Origin of the sequence: Chondromyces crocatus (assembly GCF_001189295.1) — a bacterium.
Classification (GTDB): domain Bacteria; phylum Myxococcota_A; class Polyangia; order Polyangiales; family Polyangiaceae; genus Chondromyces; species Chondromyces crocatus.
Window position 1 is genome coordinate 6,778,955 of record NZ_CP012159.1, and the last position, 25,178, is coordinate 6,804,132.

A 25,178-nucleotide genomic window follows, 5' to 3' on the forward strand; every position below is an offset into this window, starting at 1 on the left:
AGCCCCCTCGTCCGGGACCGCGCGACCGCCAGATCTTTCCTGCCCTTTCGCGACGATATGCCGCCTGACCACCCTGGCGCAAGACGCGCCGCAGGACCACCACGCCCGGCCGTCGTTTCCCGCGACAAACTCGCCCAGCCTGGCCCCTCGCGACCCACCTGGCCCCCGCCCCATCGACCGCCGGCCACCTCGCCGCGCGCTGGCCTCATCGCCTCGACGACCGGCCGCGTGACGCCACGCCCCACCGCATCCTCCACGAGTCCACTCGGCCACGGGCCGCCTCCCTGTCTCAGCCCCCCGTCCGACCGTCGCCCTGGTCACAATCGACCGTGACCAGGACCCTCGTCTTCCTGCGGCCGAGGCCTGCCCGCCTGCCGCTGCCCCCCCCGGACCTCACGACCTCAGCTCTTGCGCTTCTTCGGCGCCGCGCCCTCGCTCTTCTTCGCCGCCGACGCGCCCTCACTCTTCTTCGCTGCGGGCGCCGCGCTCTCGCTCTTCTTCGCCGCCGCGCTCTCGCTCTTCTTCTTCGCCACCGGTGCCGTGCGCTCGCCCGCGATGTGCTTCCGGATCCGCTCTGCCACGGCCTCGGGCGTGAACCCGAACTCCTTCTGCAGCACCTTGTCCGGCGCCGACGACCCGAAGTCGTCGTGCCCGATCACCAGCCCCTGCTCGCCGACCACCGCGAGCCACGGGTAGGTCACCCCCACCTCGAGCACCACCCGCTGCACGCCCTTCGGCAGCACCTCGTCGCGGTAGCTCTCGTCCTCGCGCCGGAACTGCTCCCAGCACAGCGCCGAGACCACGCGCACCCGCTGCCCATCGGCATCGAGGATCTTCTTCGCCGCCACCGCGACCTCGACCTCGCTGCCGGTCGCCACGATCACCAGCGTGGGCTCCTTCGCGTCCGCGAGGGTGTACGCACCGCGCAGCATCACCTTCGGATCGAAGCCCTCCTCGCGCGGGATGTTCGCCACCTTCTGCCGCGTCAGCGCGAACGCCGTCGGCCCGTCCTTCCGCCCGAGCGCGTGCGCCCACGCCCCCGCGCACTCCAGCGCGTCACACGGCCGCACCACGTCCAGGTTCGGGATCAGCCGCAGCGCCCACAGCTGCTCCACTGGCTGATGCGTCGGCCCGTCCTCGCCGAGGTAGATGCTGTCGTGCGTGAACACGAACAGCGACTGCAGGTGCGTCAGCGCCGCGATCCGGATCGACGCCCGCATGTAGTCGCTGAAGATCAGGAACGTCGACCCGAACGGGATGAACCCATCCGACGACGCCACCCCGTTCACGAACGCGCCCATCGCGTGCTCGCGGATCCCGAAGTGGATGTTCCGCCCGCCGAACTTCCCGGCCACCACGGCCGGCGAGTCCTCGATGTACGTCTTCGTCGACGGGTTCAGATCCGCCGAGCCACCCACCAGCGACGGCACCAGCGCCGCCACCCGCTGCTCGATCACGCCCGAGTGCGCGCGCGTCGCCGCATCCTTCGCCGGCGCCACCTTCACCAGCTCCTCGAGCAGGTTCTCGGGCACCGCGCGCTTCATCAGCCGCTCGTACAGCGCTGCCTTCTCGCCGCCCGCCTTCTGCAGCTTGTCGACCTCCTTCTTCCAGGCGTCGTGCGCGAGCTTCCCCTGCTCCGCGCGCTGCTTGAAGATCGCCCGCACCTCGTCCGGCACGAGGAACGTCGGCTCGAGCGGCCACCCGATGGCCTGCTTCGTCAGCTTGACCTCCTCCTCACCGAGCGGCTCCCCGTGCGCCTTCGCCGTGTCCTGCTTGTTCGGCGACCCGATGCCGATGTGCGTCCGCGCGATGATCAGCTTCGGCCGCCCCTCCAGCGTCACCGCCTCGTCGAGCGCCTCGCGGATCTGCTCCTGGTTGTGCCCATCGATCCGCTGCACGTGCCAGCCGTACGCCTCGTAGCGCCGGCCCACGTCCTCCGAGAACGCGAGGTCCGTCTTGCCGTCGATGGTGATCTTGTTGTCGTCGTAGAAGAAGATCAGGTTGTCGAGCTTCAGGTGCCCCGCGAGGCTCGCCGCCTCCGCGCTCACCCCTTCCATCAGGTCGCCATCCGACGCGATCCCGAACACCCGCGCCGTCGACACCGGCGCCACCTGGTTGAACCGCGCCCCCAGCATCCGGATGCTCGACGCGATGCCCACCGCCGCCGCGATCCCTTGCCCGAGCGGCCCCGTCGTCGTCTCCACGCCCGGCGTCAGGTGCGACTCCGGGTGCCCTGGCGTCCTGCTCCCGAACTGACGGAACTGCTTGAGCTGCTCCATCGGCAGGTCGTACCCGGCGAGGTGGAGCATCGAGTAGAGCAGCATGCTCGCGTGACCACAGGACAGGATGAAGCGATCCCGGTCCGGCCACGCCGGGTCCAGCGGGTCGTACCGCAGGTGGCGCGTGAAGATCTCGAACGCGATCCCGGCGAGGGCCATCGGCGTCCCCGGGTGACCCGACTTCGCCTTCTCGACCCCATCGACGGCGAGCATCTGGATCGTGTGGACGGCCTTCTCGACGAGCTCGGGGGAATGGTTGGCCTGCTTGTTCATAGCGGGGGGTTCTCCTGGGCTGCGCCGCGCCTCGCAGGCAGCGCGCGGAGTGAACTAGGCGATGTTCGGACGAGATGCCACCCGTAGGTGGAAGAAACGCCCGAAACTCGCCCTGTACCCACCCCACCACACGACGCACGCGGCCCCGGGCGAAGCCGGAGCCTCCTACGGCGCCCCCCGCTCCCGCTCCCCACACCCCGCTCACCCCAGCAGCTCACACGAGCAGCTCACGCCAGCAGCTCTTCCGCGCTCCGTGCCGTCAGTGCGTTGTCAATCCAGCGCTTCAGCGTGTCCACGTCGTCGCACCCCTCGACGCGCGCCCGCGCCGCCGACGTCAGCGGCACTCCGGCGCGCGTCGCGACCTCGACGAGCACCTCGCGCAGCCCCTCGACCTTCCCCGCCTTCAACCCTTCAACCTTCCCCGCCTTCAGCCCTTCGGCCCTGGCCTCGTCGAGCTGCTTCGCGAAGAGCTTGAACAGGAAAGGTGGCGTCGGCAGATCGAGCAAGATCGGATCCTTTATCACCACGGCCTCCAGTGCACGGCGCACCGGCTCCCGGAGCGTCGCATGCATGACCTGAAAATAGACCGAAGCCGTCTCTTCTTCCAGTCGCTCCAGCCCCCGGAGCGCCGCCATCACCACCGGCAATCCGTCAGGTCGATTGCCATGAGCCAGCGCCGACAAGACGCCCAGCTCAGGAGCCAACGACGCGACCGCGCTGTCCGTAATACGAGGGAGCTGCGCCGGCCCGAGCACCCGTGGGCGAAGATGACCATCCGCCAGCTCAGGCCCGAGCGGAATGGGCTGCGCTGCCCATGCGCCCACGCTCTCGCTCGGCGTGACGACCAGCACGAGCACCGGACATCGCTTCCTGGCGCGCAGCACCGTCGTGTACACGGGCCAGACGTACCGCTTGTCCGGATCGATGGAGAGCTGCACCTCGACGACGACCGCAAGTACGAGGTCCCCCGCCGCATCGTGGATCTCCGCGACGAGATCCGCGCGGTACTCGATGGGCTGGAGCTGGTCGAGGGTCGACTCCACCACGGTGACCCGGGCGCGGTGCGGGACGTGGACACCCAGGGGCTCGCGGAGCAAGCGCGGGAGGAGCTCGGGGCGATCCCGGAAGATCTGCACGAGCGCGCTGTGCTGGAGCGAGGGGGACATCGAGCGCGCTGGGGGAGGTATGGGGCAAACCTCCGAGGGGCCGAGCGGGTGTGGGGAGAGGGTGAAAGGATGTGGGACTTCGGGAAGGCTCCGACCGAACCGCTGAGGCCAGCGAGCCGTGACAGGCCGAGGCGTTCGTGGGTATCCGCAACCTCATGGGCGAGGGGCAGGCTCATGACGAAGCTGGAGCGAAACTCTCCAGGAAAGGTCGGCGAGGTCTGACAGGGACTGGATGAAACGTCTTCGGAACCGCGAGAGCGCTGGTTGCGGAGAATCGTCCTTCCGATCCTGCACGACCAGCTCGCCAGGCCTCTCCAAGGCGCACACGACCCCCGGCTCAGCGCCGGCCCGTGCCCTTTGCCCAGCACCTTCCCTGCACTACGCTGACCAGGATCCATGACCCAGCTCGTCCGCAGCACCCAGGCTCCCCTCGCGCCCGCGACTCGCCTCCGAGACATCCCCCGGACCTGCGATGTCGACGTGCCCCTGAGCAGCAATGACCCGCGCTGGCAGGACTTCTCTCCCGCACGCGGCGACGCGGCCACCACCATGCTCGCACGCGAGCTGGAATGGCGCGACGAGGGCAACTTCGTCCATGCAGCCCTCATCAGCCATCGCGGTGCAGGCAAGAGCACCGAGATCCTGCGGCTCACGGAGAGCCTCAGCCGTCAGTACCTCTCCGTCTACCTGGAGGCGACGGTGGACATGGACCCACTCGACATCGAGATGGAGGATCTGCTCCTCAACCTGGTGATCGCCGTCGAGAAGAAGCTGCGCGCGCTGGGGACGCCGCTCGATTCCGCCCTCATCCAGCGCGTCACGCAGTGGTTCCAGGAGGTCGTGCGGACCACGAAGTGGGCTCAAGACTTCAACGCAGAAGCCAGCGCGGGCGCGGAAGCCAAACTTTCGCTCCCGGTCCTCGGGAGCCTGTTCGGTGGGCTCAAGGCGCTCATGAAGCACGAGAGCCAGTACCGCACCGAGGTCAAAGAGGTTCTCCGGAAGTACCCAGGCACGCTGCTCCAGAGCGTCAATCAAGTGCTGGATGCGGCCAACGCGCAGCTCGGGGGCCGCTCGCTGCTCGTCGTGGTGGACAACCTCGACCGTTACGACCCGATCGTCATCGACAAGCTTCTGATGAACGGCGCCGATCGAGTGCGTCAACTCCGATGCAATCTGATCCTCACGCCCCCCATCGGCCTGCTTCTCCAGCCGCGCTCCGCGGCCCTCGACAGCATCTACACGTGCCACGTGCTCTACGCGATCCGGCTCAGGGATCGAAAGCAGCGGTACGACGAATTCCATGGAGAAGGCCGCACTCTGATGGAGGAAGCTCTTGCGAGGCGCATCGACCTCGACACCTTGATCCCTGACAAACCAGCCCGAAACCTCTGATCTTCGCAAGCGGTGGCGCCATCCGGGAGCTGCTCGATCTGGTGACCCAGGCGGCCTACATGGCCAGCGGAGAGGTCATCACCGAAGCCGATGCAGAGCGGTCCATCACCCGACGCAAGCAGCGCATCCGGGATCTGATCAACGCGAACGGCTGGATGGATGCACTGCGACAGATCGCTGACGACAAGCAGATCTCACCCGATCCCAAATGCTTGGCCGTCCTCTTCCACCGGCTGGCCTTCAAGTACAACGGGGAAGGCTGGTACGACGTACACCCGCTCGTCGCGTAGCTGCCAGAGTTCCGCAATGCCCCCACGGACGCACGCTGAGAGGCTGAAGATGCTGGGCTCCTCGATCGGTGCGGCCGCTCGGCCTCCTGGGGACGAGCTAGCGCGGATGTTCACCCCAGAGGACGCCAGAGCCTACGAGCGGTTCGTCACCTGGTCCGAGGGGGCAGGCTTCAGGCTTGCCGTGGTGGAGCTTTCGCTGCCACGGGATCGAGATGCGCTCTTGCGGTGGACCCAGGAGGCGGCGAGTGGCGTGCAGACTGCCCGGCTGGATGGGCCAGGGGGGCTCGCAGTCTGGGATCTGCTCAAAGCGGCTTTTCAGAGCGCAGGGGAGACGCGCTTGTTGATGTTGACGCATCTGGAAGCCGCCGCCGACCGGAAAGCCGTCTGCGCACAGCTCAACATCCAGCGAGATGAACTGACCCGAGCGTTCGCCGTGCCGTGGATCCTGGTGCTACACCCGTCTGCCGCGCTCGATCTGCAACGTCATGCGCCAGATCTCTGCGACTTCGCGACTCTCTGGCTGAAGGTAGGAGCCCCGGATGCGCGAGCACGGCTTGAAGAGACATCCGACCTCGCAAGGGTTTCAGACGATCCGTTGCTGGACTCCCTTCCCGGCGACGCAGTAGAACCGCTCCTTGCCGCCGCGCATAACGCAGCGGCACTTTTCAGAATCGATGAAGCGCGCGATCTCCTCGCGCGGTACGACATGCTTCATCCTGATACGACGAGTATCAGCCCGCATCGGAGCCTGATCGAAGCGCGCCTGCTGAATGCGCAAGGCCAGCCCCTACGCGCAATGGCAATCCTCGAAGAAGCCCATCACCGCTGCAAGGAGGTTCCATCTCCCTTGCATAGCTCTTTGCTCAATCTGATGGGCACGATCCAGATGCACCAAGGAGATCTTGGCCGAGCCTTGGCTCTCCATGAAGATGCTCTGCAACTGGCCATCAATGCCAAGGATGCTTCCAGTCAGGAAGTAGCGCGCAGAGGCATCGCTCTCATTCTCATGTCGACCGCTGAGATCGACAGAGCACTCTCCATATTCAGCACGCAGCTAGCCACCTTCGAGCAGCTCGGCGACATCCGCGCTCGCGCCATCACCCTCGGCGACATCGCACGAATCCTTGTCAAGAAGGGCGACATCGACAAGGCACTCGCCCTGCACCAGGAGCGACTCCTGGTCTTCGAACAGCTCGGCAATCCGAGGGAGACCGCAGCGATACTCTGGCAGATAGCCAGGATTCATCTCTCCAGCCATAAACCACAACCGGCCTTGGAAACCCTCGCCAGGGCTTACGCCATCGTGCAACGAGCCGAGCTTCTGGAAGGCATCAGTGTCATTGGCATCGATATGGGCAAACTGCTCTGCGCGACGGGTGCTCACGAGGAGGGTCTCGCCATTCTCGAGCGCTCTCGCAGCGGCTTCGAGCAGCTTGGCCGAACGGACCGCGCTCAGCAGACCGCGGACCTGATCGCCTCCCTCCGTTCCCCGCCAGACCTCCCCCCCGCAACCTGATCTCCTCCTCCCCAACCCGTACCCCCTCCCCACTCTCCCCGCCCCCCTCCTCATTCCGCCCACGCTCCCCTCCCCCTTCCCGGCCCGACCTCCTCCCTCTCGTGTCCTCCCCGCATCGACCGGTCGAACACCCTCCTGCACCTCGTGCAGCACCCCCTTCGACCGGTCAAACACCCTCCTGCACCTCGTGCAGCACCCCCTTTGACCGGTCAAACACCCTCCTGCACCTCGTGCAGCACCCCCTTTGACCGGTCAAACACCCTCCTGCACCTCGTGCAGCACCCCCTTTGACCGGTCAAACACCCTCCGACCCCACGAAATCCCGCCCCAATCTCCCCCCTTCCTCCTCGCCTCCCTCCTCACCCACCACCCCGAAACCGTCCTCTTTCCTCCCCGGACGGTGGTCCCAGTTCCACCGTGGTCGTTCTTCCGGGGAAACATCTTCTTTCTTTTTTTCTCGAATACGTCAGCAACGCTGCGCGTCAAACCTCTCCGAGAGCGCGCGGTAGGTCCCGGGCGCTTGGAGAGGGATACTTGTATGAGGAGATATAGAAACAGCGCCGGTTCCCCCATCCGCACCGACTACGGCATCGGCTTGCAGGCAGGGCTCCGAGCGTTTCCCGAGACGAGTGCGCTGGCCGACCCGCTCGAGGTGCTCAATGACGAGCTGGAGGTGGCGTACCTGGCGCGGCAGGCGCTCAGGAAGCCGATGGTCCACGCGCGGATGGGGGTCCGGTTCGGCAACTACCACGTGGATCAGGCGATCCGCATGACGCACAGCGCGGCGCACATCGCGGACGGGGGGCGTCGTGGGCCGGTCACCATCGCGCTGTTCCCGGATGGGCTGACGCCGGTCGTGGTGCGCAGGGGGTCGGCGCAGATCAAGCCGTGTGAGGAGCTGCTCGGCAGGTTCTCGAAGAGCAAGCTGCCGGGGGTGGTGCAGCTCGCGGCAACGTGGATGCCGCGCATCCAGACGGCGCTCACGTCGCTGAAGGCCTCGAGCACGAGCTACGAGGGCGCGAGAAAGGCGTACGTGGACGCCTACGCGGAGGAGTTCGCGCAGCGGGCGGAGCACGCGCGGCAGGTGGATCGGCTGATGGGCCTGGTGCGGGCGGAGTTCCCGCGCGACAAGGCGAAGCAGGACGTCATCTTCCCGGATCCGACGCGCGACAAGAGCGTGCCGGCGGAGGAGGACGAGGACGAGGAGGACGAGGCCGCCGCGGCCGCGCTGGCGGAGGCCATGTCGTCGGGCGAGGAAGGCGGTCGGTCCGACGCGGAGGCCGTGACGCCGACCGCGAGCGAAGGGCCTCTCGTGAAAACGGCCCTCGCCACCAGCGGGGCGCCTGCGCCTGACGCGCGCGAGGTCGACGCGGCCTGATCCAGCGGTGAGGGTGGAGGCACGGAGTCCGTCAGCGCTGGCGCTCGACCACGAGCACTGACGCTCACGCCACGAGAGCTGACGCTCACGCCACGAGCGCTGGCGCTCGGCGGCTCAGGCGGCGGACTCCGTGCTGTTCTGGAAATCGTCGGGATCTCTGGAGGACGGGCTCACCAGGTCGCAGCTGATCGGTGGCGCGTCGTCGTGCCAGGTGCCGCTCGCACCGCGGCGGCAGGTCTGGAGCTGGGTGAGCTTGGCGTTCACGAAGTGGGCGAGGCGGGTGACGGTGCCGAAGTGGGTGGCGTCGATCTCCTCCTCGTGGACGTCGATGATGAACTGCTCCTCGACCAGGGTGGCCAAGGTGCGAAGGTCGGCCGCGTCGACGCCGCCCGCGAGGAGGGGCGCTTCGTCGCTCAGGCCGCCTGGACCCGTCCAGACGCTGAGCACCAGATTGCGCACCTGGTCCTGAACTGCTTTCACAGCGAAACTCCCGGCCGCTTGCGGTGCTGCCGAGGTTGAATGCCCCCGGCCATGCCCGTCGCAGGCTCACCCCTCCGATGCGGCGCATGTCGAGGTTGTCGCGTCAGGCGCAGCCTTAGTGCGCGGGCACAACGCAGCGCACGCACACGGGACGATATCCGCGGCGAGAGGGGCGGAAGCGCGCGCGAGGCGGACGGTGCGGCGGAGGCGGTGCGTCGGTCACGGACACAGCGCACTCGGTCACGGACACAGCGCACTCGGTCACGGACACAGCGCACTCGGTCACGGACACAGCGCACTCGGTCACGGACACAGCGCACTCGGTCACGGACGCGGCGCACTCGGTCACGGACACAGCACTCTCGGTCACGGACGCTGCGCAGAAGAAGCGAGGGCGGGGTGCAGCCACCGCGCCACCGCGGGCGGCTCAGGGGCTGTAGCTCAGGCGCCGTTCGAGACGCGCTGGTAAGGGCGTCAGCTCAGGCGCTGTTCGATGCGCACTGGAGCGCGGCAGTTCAGGCGCTGTTCGGGGCGTGCTGGAGCGCGGTGGGGAAGCTGCTGGCGCGGCCGCCGATGGGGGGGGCGGCGGTGCTGGTGAAGCGCTCGGGGACCACGTCAGGGACGGGGGAAAGCGGGGTGTAGCCGCGGTGGGGGGCGATGAGGTTGAAACGGCGGGTGAGCCAGCCGGGGATGAGCAAGGTGTAGGTGCGGGCGACGCGGCGCGGATCGTCGAGGGTGCGCAGCATGGCCTGGTAGGTGACCTCGCCGTAGGTGGCCTTGAAGGCGGCGGCTTGCTCGGGGCGGGAGATCCAGTTCACGACGCCGGCGCGGTCGGCTTCGGGGTGGAACTGGACGGCTTCGATGCCAGGGGCGACGTCGAGGCCGAGGATGGCGCGGCCCTTGGAGATGCCGTCGCGGCTCTCGCGGGCGAGCAGGGTGCCGCCGAGGGCGGCGAGCTTGCGCTCGTCGAGGTCGATGGCTTCCCAGTTGCGGTGCTCGAAGGCGAAGAGGCGGTCGCCGAAGGGGGCGAGCAAGGGGTGCGCCTGGCCCTCGGTGGTCATGTAGATGGGCATGATCCCGAACTTGCGGTCGATGCGCGGGGCGATCTTGGCGACGTCGAAGTGCCGGACGACCATCTCGAAGGAGTGGCAGATGGCGAACATGGCGCGCTGGTCGGCGCCGCCCCGGTGGACGGACTCGACGGTCTCGTCGAGGAAGCGCCCGAGGTCGTAGGTCCAGGGCTGGCCATCGTCGTCGAACGGCGAGCCAGGGCCGCCGGTGCCGATGTAGAGGTCGCAGTCGCGCGGGATGGGGTCGTTGGTGTCGCGCGGGGAGACCTCGTACAGCTCGCAGGGGAGGTCGGGGTTGTAGACGCGCACGCGCTCGAAGAAGGTCGCCGACATGCCACGCAGGCAGCGCATCGCCTGGTTCACGTGGCCGTTGTTCATGTCCACGATACAGAGGCGCAGCGGCCGGAGCTCGGTCGTGGTGGAGGGCGCTCTGGGGGCTTCGGCGTGGAGGTGATGCGTCATCGGCTGGGGTGTCGGCTGTGCGTCAGTGCTGTCTCAAGTGTGCAGCAAAAGCCCCCCTCGCACATGTCCATATCACCCCCTGGGGATCCGGAAAAGCAAGGTGTCCAGGGGTGGGAGCCGGGCTCTTCTGCGAGAAAACCGCGGGGTTTCATCGGCTCGCGGGCTCGCGGTGGGCTGGAAAAAGGCTCGGGCAAGGGGCGAGCGGGTGGCACGGAAGGGTACGGGTTGTGCAATGACGTCCAACGATCTCGGGGGCGGTCTCGGACAGAGTGCGCAAAGCTCGCCCATCCTGGAGCGCTTCTGATAGAAGCCGCCGCGTGAGCGCCAAGAGTCCCGTTCGGGGGGGCGTCGAGAGCCCCTCGCCAGGGACATCGAGCGACGCGAGCGCGGAGAACGGCGGGGCGGGCGCCGCGCCAGGTGGAGGGACGGCGAGCACGGCCACGGGGAGCGCCGTGACAGGCGCTGGTGCCGCGACAGGCGCTGGTGCCGTGACGGCTACGGAGAGCCAGGGTGTGACACCGCGCACAGGAAAGGCGCCGTCCAGCGGGCGCTCGGCGCTGCTGGTGACGGCGGGGATCCTGCTGTCGCGGCTGGTGGGGCTGCTGCGGCAGCGGGTGATGGCCCACTATTTCGGGGCCGGCGCGATGGCCGACGTGATCGCGGCGGCGTTCCGGATCGGCAACATCACGCAGAACCTGCTGGGTGAAGGGACGCTGTCGGCGTCGTTCATCCCGGTGTACGCGAAGCTGCGGGGCGGGGGTCAGGGGCGCGAGGCGGCGAGGTTCGCGTGGGCGTCGCTGGGGTTGCTCGCGCTGGGCGTCGGCGGGGTGTCGGTGCTGGGGGTGCTGCTGGCGCCGTGGCTCTCGGCGGGGCTGGCGGCCGGGTTCGATGCGGCGCGGCTCGCGCGGACGACGCAGATCGTGCGGATCGTCTTCCCGATGACGGGGCTCCTGGTGCTGTCGGCCTGGGGGCTCGGGGTGCTGAACGCGCACCGGCGGTTCTTCTTGCCGTACGCGGCGCCCGTGGTGTGGAGCGCGGTGCAGATCGCAGCGCTGTGGGGGCTCGGTGGGTGGCTGGGCTGGCGCGGGGAAGCGCTGGCCGAGGCGCTGGCGTGGAGCGCGCTCGTCGGCGCGGGGTTGCAGTTCGGGGTGCTGCTGCCGGCCGCGCGGCGGCTGCTGAGCGAGGTGGCGCGCGGGGATGAGGCCGCGAGAGGCGCTGGCGAGAAGGCAGCAAGTGCTGGCAGCGCAGGAGGCGCTGGCGAGAAGGCGGGAGATGCGAGCGAGAAGCCGGAGGGCCGGCTGGGGCTCGACAATCCGAACGTGCGCGAGGCGGCGCGGCGGCTGCCAGGGGCGCTGCTGGGTCGCGGGGTGATCCAGATCTCGGGGCTGGTGGACACGCTGCTGGTGAGCTTCCTGGGGACGGGGGCGAACGCGGTGTTCGGGTATGCGCAGACGGTCTACCTGCTGCCCATGAGCCTGCTGGGGACAGGCGAGGCGGCGGTGGCGCTGCCGGAGATGGCGCGGGAGACGGCGGAGGCAGATCGGGCGCGGCGGGATGCGGCGATCCGGGCGCGGCTGGGGGCGTCGCTGTCGCGGCTGTCGGTGCTGGCGCTACCGGCGATGGGGGCGCTGATCGCGCTGGGACCGGAGCTGATCACGCTGCTGCTGCAGACGGGGAGCTTCGATCGAGAGGCGACGGGGCGGGTGGCACCGCTGGTGGCGGCCTACGGTGGCGCGCTGCTGGGGAATGCGTCGGGGCGGGTGCTGGGGACGACGTGCTTCGCGCTGGGGGACACGAAGACGCCGGCGCGGCTGGCGCTGGTGCGGGTGGTGGTGAGCACGGCGCTGTCGCTGGTGCTGATGCAGGGGCTGTCGGTGCTGGGGGTGGTGCTGGGGGCGGTGATCGCCGGGTGGGTGGAGGCGCTGCTGCTGGCGCGGCGGGTGCGGGCCGAGGTGGGTGGGCTCGGGCTCGAAGCGGTGCGGCTGGGGCGGGTGCTCGCGCTCGCGGGGGTGTCGGTGAGCGCGGGGCTCGGCGCGCGGTGGGCGCTGCCGGAGGGGCTCACCAGTCGGCCGCTGGGCGCGTTCCTGGTGCTGGCGGCGTTCGGTGGGGCGTTCCTGCTGGCCGCGCCGGGGCTCGGGTTGTTGAACGTGCGGTCGCTGCTGCGGCGGCGCTGAGTGGAGGCGCTCGGCGGAGGCGCTGAGTGGAGGCGCTCGGCGGAGGCGCTGAGCCGAGGCGCTCGGCGGAGTCGCTGAGCCGAGGCGCTCGGCGGAGTCGCTGAGCCGAGGCGCTGAGCGGAGTCGCTGGCGAACGCCGCGGACCGCGACCTTCGCGAAGCCATCGACGATGGCGGTCGGCTCAGCCGTCGGCAAGAACCGTCGGCTCGGCCAGCGGCTCGGCTGCCGCTCCGACGGTCGTGGCGGCTGCGACGACAGCCGGTGACGTGGTGACCGGCGCCGTCGCAGCGCTGGCTGTGGCGGTGGCCGCGGCAGAAGCAGGGGCGGCGGCAGGGGAAGCGACGGCAGCAGCGGCGTCCCGGTCGCGGCGCCAGGCGACGTACTCGTGGATGAAGGCGCGCTGGAAGGGGCGGAGCTTGATGCGCGGACGGAGGCGCTGGAGTCGGTCCAAGACCTCGTCGACGGGCATGCCGTCGTGGATGGCGAGGTAGCAGGCGGAGAGGACGACGCTGCGGCCGACGCCGCTGGCGCAGTGGACGTAGACACGCTCGCCACGTTCGATGCGGTTCGCGAGGAAGCGGACGCCGGTGTCGCAGTCCTCGAGGGTGGGGGTGCTCATGTCCCAGCAGGCGACGTGGTGGTAGGCGATGCCGGCGGCGCGGAGGGCCATGACGGGATCGATGAGCTCGTGGGAGACGTTGATGACGGCGCCGATGCCGAGCCGCTGGAGGACCTCGACGTCGCTCGGGAAGAGGAAGCCGCCGAGGAGGAGGTGGGGGGTGATCCAGGTGCGCCAGTCCGCGCCGGGCCGGACGGCGGCGGCAGCACGGCGGGCGATGATCATGGGGTAGAAGACGAGGCGGTAGGGGGTGAAGAGGGCCGTACGGAGGGAGGGAGGGAGCGGCACGGGGGAGTCATGCCTCACCAGGGCTTGGATGACCAGAAGTTGGCCCGCTCGGAGGGGTTCGTGCATGCGTCGGCGATGACGTCGGTGACCTCTCCTTCCCTGGTCTCGCGGGCCGTTCACGCGCTGGCGCTCGCTTCGCTGGCGGCGACCGGATGCACGGGGGCCGAGGGAGGCGTGGGGCTTTCCAAGGGAGCGGCGCAAGGGCCGCTGGAGGTGCCGGAGCCGGCAGCGGACGGGCCGAAGCTGGTGGCGGTGCGCGCGGGGGCGGTGGTGCTGGAGCGGCCGGAGGCAGGCGCGCGGAAGGTGGGGGAGCTGTCGGCCGGGGCGCTGGTGGCGCGGTCGGGGTCGACGTACGGGAAGAAGGGATGCCCGGGAGGGTGGTACGCGGTGCGGCCGCGCGGGTTCGTGTGCAACGGGGATGGGGTGACGCTGCGGGTGGAGGTGGCGCCGCTGCTGCCGGCGCCGCCACAGGTGGCGCGTCCCCTGCCCTACCGCTACGGGCGGGCGCTGACGGCGGGGATGCCCGCGTACGTGGGGGTGCCGGATGCGGCGGCGCTGGGCGAGGCGGAGCCGGATCTGCGGCGGTGGCAGAGCAAGGTGAGCGAGCGGGCGGGGATGCCGATCGGGGCCGCGGCGAACGATGTGCCGCTGGATGAGCGCGGGGTGGCGTCAGGGCCGCCGGTGCTGCTGCCGACGGCGGAGGGCGTGGGGGACGACGGGAAGCGGACGGAGGGGTCGTTCTTCGGGTTCGTGGGGGGGAACGCGGCGGCGCCGCTGGTGCCGCTGTCGGTGGTCGCGGGCGAGGTGGGGGCGAAGGTGAGCGCGCTGCGCAAGGGCAGCGGGGTGGCGATCACGCGGAGCTTCGAGATCTCGGAGGCCGGCGCGGGTGAGGGGCGGCGGTTCGGGGTGACGCCGGAGGGGCGGCTGGTGCCGGCGGACAGGTTGCAAGCGGTGCCGGGGTCGACGTGGCACGGGATCGATCTGGAGAAGGATCCGCTGCCGGTGGCGTTCGTGCATCGGTACGAGGTGCACGCGTGGTCGCTCGCGCCAGGGAAGGCGACGATGACGGACGACGAGCTGGAGAAGCGGACGGCGGTGCCGCTGACGGGGCGTTTCCGGACGGTGGAGGGGATGCGGTTCGAGGAGGCGCGGGCGGGGTACTGGCTGCGGGCGCAGGACCTCGTGGTGGTCGTGAAGCGGACGAAGTTCCCGGACTTCGCGCAAGGGTCGACGCGGTGGCTGGACGTGAGCGTGGCGAACCAGACGCTGACGGCGTACGAGGGGCAGAAGGCGGTGTACGCGACGCTGGTCTCGACGGGCCACGATCAGCTCCAGGATGCGGCAACGACCGCGTCGACGCCGCGGGGGGTGTTCCGGGTGCGGAGCAAGCATGTGACGCGCGGGGTGGATCCGCGCGAGGTGGGGGAAAGCTTCGATGTGGCGGACGCGCCGTGGGTGATGGAGCTGGATCCGGCGGTGTCGTTGACGGGGATGTACTGGAGCGACACGGTCGGCGAGGCGCGGACGTTCCACAACGTGGCGATGTTGCCGGTGGATGCGCGTCGGCTCTTCACCTGGACCGAGCCGCAGGTGCCCGAGGGGTGGCACGCGGTCTACAGCGGCGAGGGCGAAGGGACGATCGTGAACATCCGGCCGTGAGGCCAGGGGTCGGAACCCGGCGTTCGCCGGTCGCGATGGCGTGGGTCCAGGGCCTCTGCGTGAAGGGAGGACCCGGACGCGAGGCACCAGACCATCACGGGTCGCGAGGGTGCGGAGCCAGGCTCTGGTGACGGACGACGTGGAATCAGACAGTGCCTGATTCCGGTTCGTCTATCGTGCGTGTCGTTGCACCAACGGGTGGTGCCGAAGGAGGGAATCGAACCCCCGACCCGGCGCGTATGAAACGCCTGCTCTAGCCATCTGAGCTACTTCGGCGAATGAGGCGGGTTGCGCCCCAAGTCGTAAGCGGGGGCGGACTATGGCGATGAGTCTCGAATCTGTCAAGCGTGCGTGTGTCGATCGTGTGGGTCCGGATCAGTCCGGGAGGCGGAGGCGGCGGCGGGTGTTCGCGGCGGTGTGCTCGGCCAGGGTCTCGAAGGGTTCGTTGCGGAGGCCGGCGATGAAGCGGGCGGTGTGCGCGACGTGGGCGGGTTCGCAGCGCTTGCCGCGGAACGGGATGGGGGCGAGGTAGGGGCTGTCGGTCTCGACGAGGATGCGGTCGGCAGGCGCCCAGGCGGCGACTTCCTGGATGGCGGTCGCGCTGCGGAAGGTGACGATGCCCGAGAAGGAGAGGTCGAAGTCGAGGGCCAGGGCGCGCTCGGCGAAGGGGCGGTCTTCGCTGAAGCAGTGGATGATGCCGCCGACCTCGGAGGCGCGCTCTTCTTCGAGGAGGGCGAGGGTGTCGTCGGCGGCTTCGCGGGTGTGGACGACGATGGGCTTCTGGACCTCACGGGCGATGCGGATGAGGTCGCGGAAGACGCGCTGTTGCTGGTCCCGGGGGGAGTGCATGTAGTGGTAGTCGAGGCCGATCTCGCCGACGGCGACGACCTCGGGGCGCGCGGCGAGGACGCGGATCTCGGCGAGGAGCTCGTCGGTGGAGCGGGTGGCGTCGTGGGGGTGGAGGCCGACGGTGGCGTGGACGTCGGGGCGGCGCGCGGCGAGGTCGATGGCGAAGTGGGCGGGGGCGAGGTCCTCGCCGACGCCGATGACGACGAAGCGGGAGACGCCGGCGGCGTTGGCGCGCTCGATGACGGCTTCGGGGCCTTCTTTGAAGTAGCCGGGGTCGAGGTGGCAGTGGGAGTCGATCAGCATGCGGGTCGGGGGGTCAGGTCACCAGCTCGGCGTAGCGGGCGCGAAGGAGGGCGCTGGCGGCGTCGAGGGCGCAGTGGTCGCAATAGCCCATCTTGTGCAGCCGTTCGAGGGCTTCGCGGGCGTTCTTGCGCTGCTCTTCCCGCAGCTCGCCCAGGGAGGGGTCGCGGGAGGACTGCTCCTTGCTGGAGCTGAGGTAGGTGTAGAGGTCGCGCACGAGGAGGGCGACGCCCTTCCTGCGGTCGCTGAAGACGGCGTCGCGCAGCTTGCGGAGCAGGTGCGGGAAGACGATGTCGTTCACGACCTTCTGGCCAGGGTGGTCGATGGCCCAGGCAGCGATGGACGAGATGAGGCCGCGGCGGTGGTCTTCGTGGCGGCTGCGGACGCCGAGCAAGGCTTCGACTTCGCGCATCATGCGCTCGTCGGGTTGTTCGTAGTCGCCGGTGTGGGGGTTCCGGATCTTCTCGCCCTTCACCCACACGGTGACGTGGGCGGTGTAGCGATCGAACAGCTCGGCGTAACGGCCTTCCTCGACGAGGCCGCTGGCAGCGCGCATCTCTTCTTCGAGGAGGTCGAGGAGGCGGCGGCGGACGATCTCGCGGAAGAGGCGGTGGTCGTGGTAGCCGCCGGCGAGGGCCTTCTCCTTGAGCCAGTCGAACTCCGACTGGCGTTTGCAGATCTCGTCGAGCTCGGTGAGGACGGCGAAGGGCGAGAGGCAGGCGTACTCGGGGCTCTGGGCGCCATCGAGGAGCACGGTGCGGATCTCGCGGGGGGAGATGCCGAGGCGGCCCTCGTAGTCTCCGGCGGCGTCGCTCTCGTGGTAGAGGGCGTCGACGCCGGCCTTGAGGAGCTTCTGGGCGTCTTCTTCGAGGCGCTCGGGGGGCGCGCCGGTGGCGTAGAGGTCCATCTTCTCCTCGGCCGTGAGCGCGGCGATGACGGGCGCGAGGGCGTCGGCGTAACGCTTCGACTCGGGCTGGCGCATGCGGGAGAGCACGGCGAACTGCGCGGCGACGCGGGTGGCGTGCGGGGCGACGTGCCGGGTGACGAAGGGGACGATCTGCGCGTCGTAGATGGTCTGCTCGTCGGTCCAGGCGCGGAGGTAGGGGGCGCGGATCAGCTCGAAGCGGCCCCGGAAGCTCGGGAACTCGTGGTGCTCGCGGAAGGCCGAGAGGTGGATCTCGTTGGCGCTGCCGATCATCACCACGTTGGTCTGCACGGTCTGCTGGGGCAGGCTGACCTCGCCGGTCTCCAGGGTGAGCTGGAGGTAGCGGAAGGCGTCGATGGGGCGCTTGAGGAGGTCGCTGAACTCGAGGACGCCGCCAGCGGCCTCGATGAGTTCGCCGTGGGCCTCGAAGAGGGTGGTGGCCTGGAGGGAGGTGGGGAGCGAGGCCAGGGAGCGGTCGGCGGTGATCTGGCGCTCGCCGGCGTCGACCGACAGCTCGGGGCCGACGGTGACGGCGCCGAGGCGGTAGCGGCGGGAGATGAAGTAGCGCTCCACCTGGACGTGGCGCAGCACCTCGACGAGGGAGCCTGCGTTCGCGGCGAGGAGGGCCTCGAAGACCTGCTGGTTCTTGTGCGAGAGCTTGCCGCTCATCAGCCACTCGGGCGGGGGCTCGGTGGCGCCGGCGTTCTCGTAGAGCTTGAGGATGAGAGCCCGGCGTTCGGGGAGCGGGAGGAGGAAAAGGGGGTGGTCGCGCAGCTCGATGACCAGGCGGGTGTCGATCTGGTCGTCGGCGAGGTGCGCGTAGCTCACCTCGTCGCCGCTGCTGGCCGTGACCTCACCGCCGAAGCCGATGGTGCCGCGCACCGCCTTGCGGCTGGGGAACACCCAGTGGAAGCGGTAGAGGGCGCCCTCGTCGAGGGTGGCGTAGTGCTCCAGGGCGCGGAGGATGCAGGCGGCGACGGTGCTCTTCGCCGAGCCGTTCGGGCCATGCATGAGGATCAGGCGGTTGGCGCGACCCTCGCGGACGAAGTTGCAGAGGGCGCGGTAGATCTCGGCCTGGATGTCTTCCTGACCCACGAGCGCGCCGTCGCGGCCGTGGTGGGCGGCGATCGGGCCCCCGCTGCTCTGGGACGACGGCACCGGCGCTTCCCACGGCAGGTCGAAGAGGTTGAAGCGGGTCAGCTCGCCCCACGGCCGTTTCACCTTGCGGGTGCCGTAGTGATCGAACAGGTCGCGCACGTACCGGGCCGCGTCCCTCCCCTGACCGATGGGGTCAGCGGCGAAGAGCTCCAGGTACTGCTGGAACGACAGGACACGCCGCTCCTCGTTGAAGCGACGGGCCATCGTCGAGGCGATGGCGTCGAGATCGGTGAGCGCGACCCGCGTTCGCTCCGCGGCGCGTTCGGGATCGTGGCGGGCAGTGGTGGGGCCGGCCTTGTCGCCCCGGCTGGCGGAGGATTCGTGGCTCAAGGGGAGCTGAGTGTAGCCCCGCGTCTACTCGACGTCGACGTTCGCCTCGAGTTCTTGCTTGTCCATGATGCAGTTCGCATCGCTGCAGACGCTCATGTACAGGACACCGGAGACCTTGGCCTGGCCTGCCTTCGCGGCCACGAAGGGGACCTTGAACACGGCCTTTTTGTCGTCGACGGCGCCGTCTTCCTTCTTGAGGACGGCCTTCGTGTACTTGATGCCGTCCGGGGCCGGGTCGGTGGGCTTGAACTTGATCGGGTACTTGTCGTTGATGTGGTACGGCGCCTTCGGGATCAGGGTGACCTCGACCGTATCTTCCTGGCCGGCCTTGTACTTCTTGGTCGGCTTCATCTCCATGACGTAGGTCTCGGTGTCGACCTTGGGGCCCTTGGCCGGCGCCGCCGCGCTCTCGGCTTCAGCCGCCGGGGGCGTGGCCGCCTCGCTCGGGGTACATCCGGCAGCCGCAGCCAGCGTGAGGGCGGCGAGGGCCAAGGGAGAGAGCCTGTTCCAGTGCGATGGCGCGTGATTCACGCCTTCTAGATATCACGCTCCGCCGTCAGCGGGCGATGAGGAACGCAACGACCACCCCGACCAGGACGGCCGTTCCCGCGATGAGCGGAACGATCCACCGTTGCATGGGTCTGGGGGCAGCCATGGACGTGTCTTCTTGAAACGTCACCGGACCGCCATGCGAGCCTGCACGGAACAGCTCGTCCGAAGGATCGCTCGGCTTCCGGATGGGCTCGCCCCGGGCAGCAATCTCCGCATCGTGGCGTTCGAGCGCGCGCGGGAGACCTCGTTCGATCTGCTCGGTGAGTTCGTCCTGGGGCACGAGCGCCCAGTCGCGGTGGGTACCTTCGAGGCCGTACGCGTGCCCCAGGGCGTCGGCGAGCTCCGCCGTGGTGGGGATGCGGGCATCGGCGTCCTTGGTCAGGACGCGGAGCATCAGCGGGTCGAGTGTCCTCGGCGCGGCGTCGTGGACCACGCTCGGAGGGAGCGGCTCCTCGGTGAGGATGGCGAGGAGGATCGCCGGGCCGGTGGTGCCGCGGAAGGGGACGGTGCCCGCAGCGCACTCGTAGATGATCGCGCCGAGCGACCACACGTCGGCGCGGTGATCGAGGGTGGGTAGCGCCTGCGCTTGTTCCGGCGACATGTAGAACGGCGAGCCGATGGTGGTGCCGATCGCCGTCAGCTTCTTCACGCCCTCGTTGTTGTCACGGACGCTGCCGAAATCGAGGATCTTGACGCGATCGCCGTCGCGGGTGCCGACGAGGAAGATGTTGTCGGGCTTGAGATCGCGGTGCACCACTTTGTGGTCGTGCGCGGCGCCGAGGCCAATGGCGATCTGCGAGACCATGCGGACGAGCCGCGCGGGGGCGATGACCTTGTCGCGCTTGAGCTGCGCACGGAGTTCTTCGCCCTCCAGGTACTCCATGACCAGCGCGAAGCTCTTGTCCTCGGTCTTCTCGAAGGCGAAGACCTCGATGATGTGCTCGTGCGGGAGCGCGGCGCTGACCTCGAACTCGCGGCGGAAGCGCTGGAGCGCGATCTCGTCCAGGATCACGTCGCCGTGGAGGATCTTGAGCGCGACGCTCCGGCTGTCCTTGAGGTCCAGGGCCTGGTAGACGCGACCCGTCCCGCCGTCGGCGACCACACGCCGGATCTGGTAGCGGCCGTTGCAGAAGGCCTTGCCGACGCGCGGATCGTCCGGATCAGTGGGCACCAGCGCTTCGGTGACCGACGAGAGACGCTCCCCGTCGATCGGACAGTAGGCGCCGTCCTCGGGAAAGAGCCTCTGACAGGACGGGCAGGCTTTCAAGCGGGGCTCGGATCAGGCGCGTGACGGGTCTGCCGAGGACGCCGTCTCCGCAGGCGCCTGGTAGTAGTAGATGATGCGCACGCAGCTCGGGCACTGCTCGAAAGCCTCCAGGCGCCGCATCTTCTGGATCATCATGGGTGGGATGGACATGTGACAGCCGAGGCAAATGCCGTTCACGACGCGCGCGATCGCGACAGGGCGACGGGTGCGGATCGACTCGTAGCGGCGATAGAGCTGGGTAGGCAGCCGGGTGACCACCTGAGCGCGCGCTTCGAGGCGGGCCTGCTTCTCGACGTCGAGGGTGGCGAGGGATTCGGTGGCGCCGGGGGCGGTGCCTTCGAGTGCGCGGCTGACGTCGGTGAGCCTGCCGTCAGCGTCGGAGATTGAGGTTCGGGCTCCGTCGGCAGCGCCGGTAAGTCGCTCGAGTTCCTCTTCACGGTCACGCTGGAGTTTGCGGAGCTCTTCGATCTCTCGCTGAGCTGCCATCGACTCGCGCTCGTTGCGGGAACGGTTCAGCTTCTCCCGGGAGCGCTCGATCTGGTTGGCCATCTGCCGGAGCTCTACCTGGAGCTCGCTGCGGGCCCTGTCCATGGTGGTCAGGGTCTCCCGGTCGGCCTTGAGTCTGTCCTCTAGCGTCTTTACCTCCGACCGCATCCCATCGAGCTGGCCCCGATGTTTGTTGAGCTGTTCTTCGATGCGGCGGAGTTCGATGTCTATGGCGGACAGTTCCTCGAGCGGCGGGATCTGATCGCTTATGGTCACGTGTTCCTTCGTCTCCTTACTTCGTTCCTACGCTGCGAGTTTCGGGTGGGCCCACCTGGACTTGAACCAGGAACAGCCCGGTTATGAGCCGGGGGCTCTGACCGATTGAGCTATAGGCCCGTGCGTCGAGGCCGCCCGTGGTCAGGGGGCGAGTCCCGTGCCGTCCGACGCTGCGAAGCGACAACGACGGTGACAACGTAGTCCAAGCGGACCTCCGTTGGAAGGGATTGGCTGCAGGTGGCACGTCCGGAGGAGCCCAGGCGGCCCACGGCGCAGGGGGATGCGGCCATGGCCGACGGGCGTTCGTCGACGAGGTGAGGCGCCTGCTGGGCGGATGTTCGGGTCGGGACGGCTGCTTCGCGCGGATCAGCCAGAGCCGGCCGCAGCCCCGAGGCAGACGCACAGGCTGCAGCTGCCGACACCCAGGACGATGAACGAGATGAGCGCGATGAGGATGATCGTGGAAGGGTGGATGGAGCCCGCGCGAGGCGCTGGCGGGCCATGGGCGGCATAGGGTTGCGGACCTGGGTGGTAGTGGGGTCCGTGGTGCACGGGGGGGGAGTGCGGGGCGTACGCGGGCGGGATCGGGGCAGCGTAGCCAGGGGGGCCGGCGTAGGCGCCAGCGACCGCGGGTGGGCCATGGCCTGGCGGGGGATAGGAGACGCCACCAGGGCCCGGGCCGTGTGGCGGGGCAGCGCTGTGGAGGGGCGCCTGGGGCACGGTGGCCTGGAAGGCCGGGGCTCCTGGAGCTGCCGGGGTTCCAGGTGGGGGGGCGGCGGCCCGAGGCTGCGCGGCGGGCGGAAGCGAGACCTGGGTCGCGTGCCCCTTCGCCTGAAGAATGCGCAGGACGCGCTCGGCCGATACGCGGGCGCGTGGCGCGAACTCGGCCAGGGCGACGGCCAGCTCGGCCACGTTGGCGTACCGCCGGGCAGGCTCTTTCTCGAGACAGCGGAGGATGACGGCTTCGAGCCCGGCCGGCGCGTCGGTGCGGCGGGACCGGAGTGACGGAGGTGGCTGGCCGAGGATGGACATGCACAGCTCTGCCATGGTCGTCGCGATGAACGCGGCCTCGCCGGTGAGCAGCTCGTGGAGGACGATGCCGAGGGCCCAGATGTCGGTGCGGGCGTCGACGTCGCGGGCCGACTTGAGCTGCTCCGGCGACATGTACTTGGGCGAGCCCATCAGCGCGGCAGTCTGCGTGAGGGGCGCGGACGAGGGGCCCTCGCCGCTCAGGAGGTTGGCCTTGGAGATGCCGAAATCGAGGACCTTGACCAGGGGGGAGCCGTCGGCGCGCCGGGTGAGGAAGAGGTTCGCCGGCTTGATGTCGCGGTGCACGATGCCCGCCATGTGGGCCTCGGCGAGGCACTCGCAGGCCTGGAGGAGGTACTCGACGGCGTCGGTGATCTCCAGGCGGCCGCGGGCGCGTACGAGCTGCTGGAGGTCGTCGCCCTCGAGGAATTCCATGACCATGAACGGCGCGCCGTTCTCGAGGACGCCCGTGTCGAGGACGCGGACGACGTGCTCGCTCTGGATGCGGACGGCGGCGCGGGCTTCGCGGTCGAAGCGGGCCACGACGTCGTGCCGTCTGGCGAGCTCGGGCAGGAGGAACTTGAGGGCGACCCGCTGGCCGAGGTGGGTGTGGGTGGCGGCGACGACGACGCCCATGCCTCCCTGGCCGAGGACGCGATCGACGCGGTACTTGCCGGCAAGGATCTCACCGGGCTGGACGGGGGCTGTCGCGCTCTGCTCGGTGGTCACCCGCGGATCTATACCGCAACCCGGGGCATGGCGCGCTGTCCCCGGCGCGCGCGGCACCAGGCGCCGTGGGCGTGCGAGGCCTCACCGCGGGGCGGTCATGCGCTGGCGCTTGGGGATGTGCGAGGTCTGGGGTGCGGCCTGGCGCGAGCGGCTGCCATCGAGCGGGTCGGCGCAGCAGCGAAAGCCGACCTGATGGGAGCGGTAGGTGGGGTCGTGGACGGCGTTGGTGGGTCGGCAACGGGCCCGGGTGAGCGCGCCGGCGGCGCTGCCTTTGAGCGAGGAGCGGAACGGGGCTTCGTGGCTCTTGCCTTGCTCGTTCGTCACCCACTCGTCGACGTTGCCGGTCATGTCGTAGACACCGAAGGGGCTGACGCAGCGGTGCCGCTCGCCCGAAGGGATGCGTTGATCGAGGCGTTCGACCTCCTCGCCGAGGTTCCACGGGTCGGAGGCGTCGGGGGTGGGCGCCGTGGCTTCCTGGTCGATGTTGCAAGCCCTGGCGTCGCGCTCGATGCCGTACGGGTAAGGCCACATCTGGGGGCCCTCGCAGGCGAACTCCCACTCTTCGGTGGTGCAGAGGCGCTTGTTCTCGGCGGCGCAGGCGCGCTGGGCGTCGTTCCAGTCGGCCATGACCACGGGGCGAGCGCCGACGAGGTTGGGGTACTCGTGCTGGTCGACGCAGTAGCGGCGCCGCTGGAGGCGGCCCTCGCAGAGGACGTCGGCGGCGAAGGTGTCGCAGGCGTCACGGGCCTGGTCGAGGTAGCGCGCGCAGCGGTGCCCGACGAAGGGGCAGTAGATGCCGTCGACGAGGACCATGTCCGCCGGGCACGCCGTGGCGCCGTCGGGGTTCACGCGCACGTACGGCGGCGGGGGGGGCGGCGGTGGCGGAGGTTCGGGGGGGGGCGGCGGTGGCGGAGGGGGCGGCGCCGGCGCGCTCGTGGGGAGGTCGGGGGCGTCGAACGCCACGCGGAAGCGGGGCATGAAGAGCAGCGCGCCGAGGAGCGCGGCGGCGAGGAGCGCGGCGAGAAAGACGAGGCGATCGCGCATCAGCCGTCCCTCACCTGACGGCGCTTGCGATCGACCCAGGGGCGCGGCGGCGGGGTGACGACGCCATCGATGGGCTCGGCACAGCAGCGGAAGCCGACCTGGTAGAAGCGGAAGTCGGGGCCATGCGCGGTGGTGGTGAGGCGACAGGTGTTGCGCACCGGTCCCCAGTAGCCGCCGTTCAAGGTGGAGGGGGTGGACGTGCCGGGGTCGTCGGCGAGGTTGTCCGTCCACTCGTCCACGTTGCCGGACAGGTCGTAGGCGCCGAAGCTGCTGATGCAGTCGGGATGGGAGCCGATGGGGTCGGCTTGCCAGAGGCGGGCCAGCTCCTCGTCGCGGGTGGAGGGGCGGAGCAAGGCCGGGACGTCCGGAGGGATGGCGGCGCGGTCGACGTTGCACGGGCTGGGGGCGCGGACGAAGCCCCAGGGATAAGGCAGTCGCTTGGGTCCCTCGCAGGCGAGCGTCCACTCGGAGCGGCGGCAGAGGCGCTTGCCGGCGCCCGCGCAGAGCGAGCGCGCGTCGTGCCAGTCGACGAAGACGGTGGGCGGCTCGCCGATGCGGTTGGGCCACTCGTGTCGGTCGATGCAGAAGCGTCGGGGATCGGTGGGCTCGAGGCAGCGCTGGCCACGCTCGTACTCCGCGCAGCCGAAGCCGTGATCTTCCGCGGGGCGGGCGCAGCGGTAGGCAAGCGCCGGGCAGAAGTCGCCTTCGACGAGCGTCATGTCGGGGGGGCAAGCGGCGGAGATCGTCGGATCGTCGGCGAAGCGATCGTGGGGTTCCCGCGTCGAGGGGGGGGCGGATGAGGGCGCCTCGGCGTGGAGCGGCGGCGCGGACGAAAGGGCGTGCACGATCGGGTCCGGGCTCCCCTCCCCTCGCCGCGCGGGTCGGCCGACGATCATGGAGCACACGGCTTCGTACGTGACGAGGGCGCCCGCGCCGACTGCAATGCCTGCGCCGATCGCCGTGACCAGGTTGCCGTTTCGCCCACTTCTCACCGCCCGACCCCCGCCTCATAGCTCATGTACCAGAGCCGCAGCGCGAGAGAAAAATCGGACGATGTCCGAAGAGAAGGTCTCGGCTTGACGAACTGACGAGCGTGAGCAACGGGGCGCGCTCGCGCCACGGTTCGGGTCGTCGGGAGATGGCAACGACGGGCGCGGGGTTGACCCGCGCACGCCCTCGTGTGCTAG

General features: G+C 69.5%; 19 protein-coding genes and 2 tRNA genes. 6 read left to right on the forward strand and 15 right to left on the reverse strand.

All coding sequences use genetic code 11. The features are described 5' to 3' along the window. Positions 1-401 precede the first annotated feature (401 nt). Positions 402-2,552 (reverse strand): transketolase, encoded by a 2,151-nt coding sequence (gene tkt, locus CMC5_RS24675; RefSeq protein ID WP_063796341.1) that lies wholly within the window; start codon positions 2,550-2,552, stop codon positions 402-404. Positions 2,553-2,779: 227 nt separating this feature from the next. Continuing rightward, positions 2,780-3,718, reverse strand: coding sequence for an RpnC/YadD family protein (locus CMC5_RS24680; protein ID WP_050432733.1), 939 nt, complete (start codon positions 3,716-3,718; stop codon positions 2,780-2,782). Positions 3,719-4,114: 396 nt separating this feature from the next. Here CMC5_RS24680 and CMC5_RS24685 point away from each other — a divergent pair, with 396 nt between their 5' ends. From CMC5_RS24685 to CMC5_RS24700, 4 genes are all read left to right on the forward strand, one after another. Next, entirely contained in the window at positions 4,115-5,110 is a 996-nt protein-coding gene (locus tag CMC5_RS24685; protein ID WP_050432734.1) for a hypothetical protein, read from the forward strand. A 59-nt stretch (positions 5,111-5,169) separates the two neighbouring features. Next, positions 5,170-5,400: a hypothetical protein gene (locus CMC5_RS46070; protein ID WP_169796645.1), complete on the forward strand. Its 231-nt coding sequence runs from the start codon at positions 5,170-5,172 to the stop codon at positions 5,398-5,400. Between the two features lie 106 nt (positions 5,401-5,506). Then, on the forward strand, positions 5,507-6,916 hold the full coding sequence (locus tag CMC5_RS24695) for a tetratricopeptide repeat protein (protein ID WP_050432736.1): 1,410 nt from the start codon (positions 5,507-5,509) through the stop codon (positions 6,914-6,916). Positions 6,917-7,454: 538 nt separating this feature from the next. Further along, positions 7,455-8,294: a hypothetical protein gene (locus CMC5_RS24700; RefSeq protein ID WP_050432737.1), complete on the forward strand. Its 840-nt coding sequence runs from the start codon at positions 7,455-7,457 to the stop codon at positions 8,292-8,294. A gap of 114 nt (positions 8,295-8,408) precedes the next feature. On the opposite strand, the gene CMC5_RS24705 is transcribed toward CMC5_RS24700, so the two are convergent. Both CMC5_RS24705 and CMC5_RS24710 read right to left on the reverse strand, forming a co-directional pair. Then, entirely contained in the window at positions 8,409-8,753 is a 345-nt protein-coding gene (locus CMC5_RS24705) for a hypothetical protein (protein ID WP_050432738.1), read from the reverse strand. A gap of 536 nt (positions 8,754-9,289) precedes the next feature. Further along, positions 9,290-10,306, reverse strand: coding sequence for a type 1 glutamine amidotransferase family protein (locus CMC5_RS24710; protein ID WP_245677728.1), 1,017 nt, complete (start codon positions 10,304-10,306; stop codon positions 9,290-9,292). Between the two features lie 317 nt (positions 10,307-10,623). On the opposite strand from CMC5_RS24710, the gene murJ reads away from it, so the two are divergent. Beyond that, positions 10,624-12,480 (forward strand): murein biosynthesis integral membrane protein MurJ, encoded by a 1,857-nt coding sequence (murJ, locus tag CMC5_RS24715; RefSeq protein WP_245677729.1) that lies wholly within the window; start codon positions 10,624-10,626, stop codon positions 12,478-12,480. Between the two features lie 181 nt (positions 12,481-12,661). On the opposite strand, the gene CMC5_RS24720 is transcribed toward murJ, so the two are convergent. After that, positions 12,662-13,387, reverse strand: a complete 726-nt coding sequence (locus CMC5_RS24720) for a protein-tyrosine phosphatase family protein (RefSeq protein WP_063796342.1) — start codon at positions 13,385-13,387, stop codon at positions 12,662-12,664. A 39-nt stretch (positions 13,388-13,426) separates the two neighbouring features. On the opposite strand from CMC5_RS24720, the gene CMC5_RS24725 reads away from it, so the two are divergent. Then, a complete protein-coding gene (locus tag CMC5_RS24725) occupies positions 13,427-15,046 on the forward strand; it encodes a L,D-transpeptidase (protein WP_245677730.1) in 1,620 nt (539 codons plus the stop codon). Positions 15,047-15,245: 199 nt separating this feature from the next. On the opposite strand, the gene CMC5_RS24730 is transcribed toward CMC5_RS24725, so the two are convergent. From CMC5_RS24730 to CMC5_RS24775, 10 genes are all read right to left on the reverse strand, one after another. Then, positions 15,246-15,322 (reverse strand) — tRNA-Met (locus CMC5_RS24730). A gap of 99 nt (positions 15,323-15,421) precedes the next feature. Beyond that, on the reverse strand, positions 15,422-16,198 hold the full coding sequence (locus tag CMC5_RS24735; RefSeq protein WP_050432739.1) for a TatD family hydrolase: 777 nt from the start codon (positions 16,196-16,198) through the stop codon (positions 15,422-15,424). Positions 16,199-16,211: 13 nt separating this feature from the next. Then, positions 16,212-18,608 (reverse strand): PrkA family serine protein kinase, encoded by a 2,397-nt coding sequence (locus tag CMC5_RS24740; protein ID WP_245677731.1) that lies wholly within the window; start codon positions 18,606-18,608, stop codon positions 16,212-16,214. 24 nt (positions 18,609-18,632) lie between these two features. Beyond that, positions 18,633-19,100 (reverse strand): hypothetical protein, encoded by a 468-nt coding sequence (locus CMC5_RS24745; protein WP_245677732.1) that lies wholly within the window; start codon positions 19,098-19,100, stop codon positions 18,633-18,635. Between the two features lie 64 nt (positions 19,101-19,164). Next, entirely contained in the window at positions 19,165-20,427 is a 1,263-nt protein-coding gene (locus tag CMC5_RS24750; protein ID WP_050432741.1) for a serine/threonine-protein kinase, read from the reverse strand. Positions 20,428-20,439: 12 nt separating this feature from the next. After that, a complete protein-coding gene (locus CMC5_RS24755; protein WP_050432742.1) occupies positions 20,440-21,189 on the reverse strand; it encodes a zinc ribbon domain-containing protein in 750 nt (249 codons plus the stop codon). 46 nt (positions 21,190-21,235) lie between these two features. Continuing rightward, positions 21,236-21,309: transfer RNA gene (locus CMC5_RS24760), tRNA-Ile, on the reverse strand. A gap of 246 nt (positions 21,310-21,555) precedes the next feature. Further along, the gene (locus CMC5_RS24765; RefSeq protein ID WP_050432743.1) at positions 21,556-22,947 is read right to left on the reverse strand and encodes a serine/threonine-protein kinase; all 1,392 of its coding nucleotides are present in this window, start codon (positions 22,945-22,947) and stop codon (positions 21,556-21,558) included. A gap of 81 nt (positions 22,948-23,028) precedes the next feature. Continuing rightward, positions 23,029-23,991, reverse strand: coding sequence for a formylglycine-generating enzyme family protein (locus CMC5_RS24770; protein ID WP_050432744.1), 963 nt, complete (start codon positions 23,989-23,991; stop codon positions 23,029-23,031). After that, a complete protein-coding gene (locus CMC5_RS24775; RefSeq protein WP_050432745.1) occupies positions 23,991-24,983 on the reverse strand; it encodes a formylglycine-generating enzyme family protein in 993 nt (330 codons plus the stop codon). Before CMC5_RS24775 ends, CMC5_RS24770 begins: the two co-directional genes overlap by 1 nt. Positions 24,984-25,178 lie beyond the last annotated feature (195 nt).

Excerpts from the sequence above, each read along its gene's own strand:
- CMC5_RS24735 (WP_050432739.1), bottom strand. The coding sequence starts at position 16,198 with ATGCTGATCGACTCCCACTGCCACCTCGACCCCGGCTACTTCAAAGAA.
- CMC5_RS24695 (WP_050432736.1), top strand. The coding sequence starts at position 5,507 with ATGTTCACCCCAGAGGACGCCAGAGCCTACGAGCGGTTCGTCACCTGG.
- CMC5_RS24700 (WP_050432737.1), top strand. The coding sequence starts at position 7,455 with ATGAGGAGATATAGAAACAGCGCCGGTTCCCCCATCCGCACCGACTAC.
- CMC5_RS24710 (WP_245677728.1), bottom strand. The coding sequence starts at position 10,306 with ATGACGCATCACCTCCACGCCGAAGCCCCCAGAGCGCCCTCCACCACG.
- tkt (WP_063796341.1), bottom strand. The coding sequence starts at position 2,552 with ATGAACAAGCAGGCCAACCATTCCCCCGAGCTCGTCGAGAAGGCCGTC.
- CMC5_RS46070 (WP_169796645.1), top strand. The coding sequence starts at position 5,170 with ATGGCCAGCGGAGAGGTCATCACCGAAGCCGATGCAGAGCGGTCCATC.
- CMC5_RS24680 (WP_050432733.1), bottom strand. The coding sequence starts at position 3,718 with ATGTCCCCCTCGCTCCAGCACAGCGCGCTCGTGCAGATCTTCCGGGAT.
- CMC5_RS24685 (WP_050432734.1), top strand. The coding sequence starts at position 4,115 with ATGACCCAGCTCGTCCGCAGCACCCAGGCTCCCCTCGCGCCCGCGACT.
- CMC5_RS24770 (WP_050432744.1), bottom strand. The coding sequence starts at position 23,991 with ATGCGCGATCGCCTCGTCTTTCTCGCCGCGCTCCTCGCCGCCGCGCTC.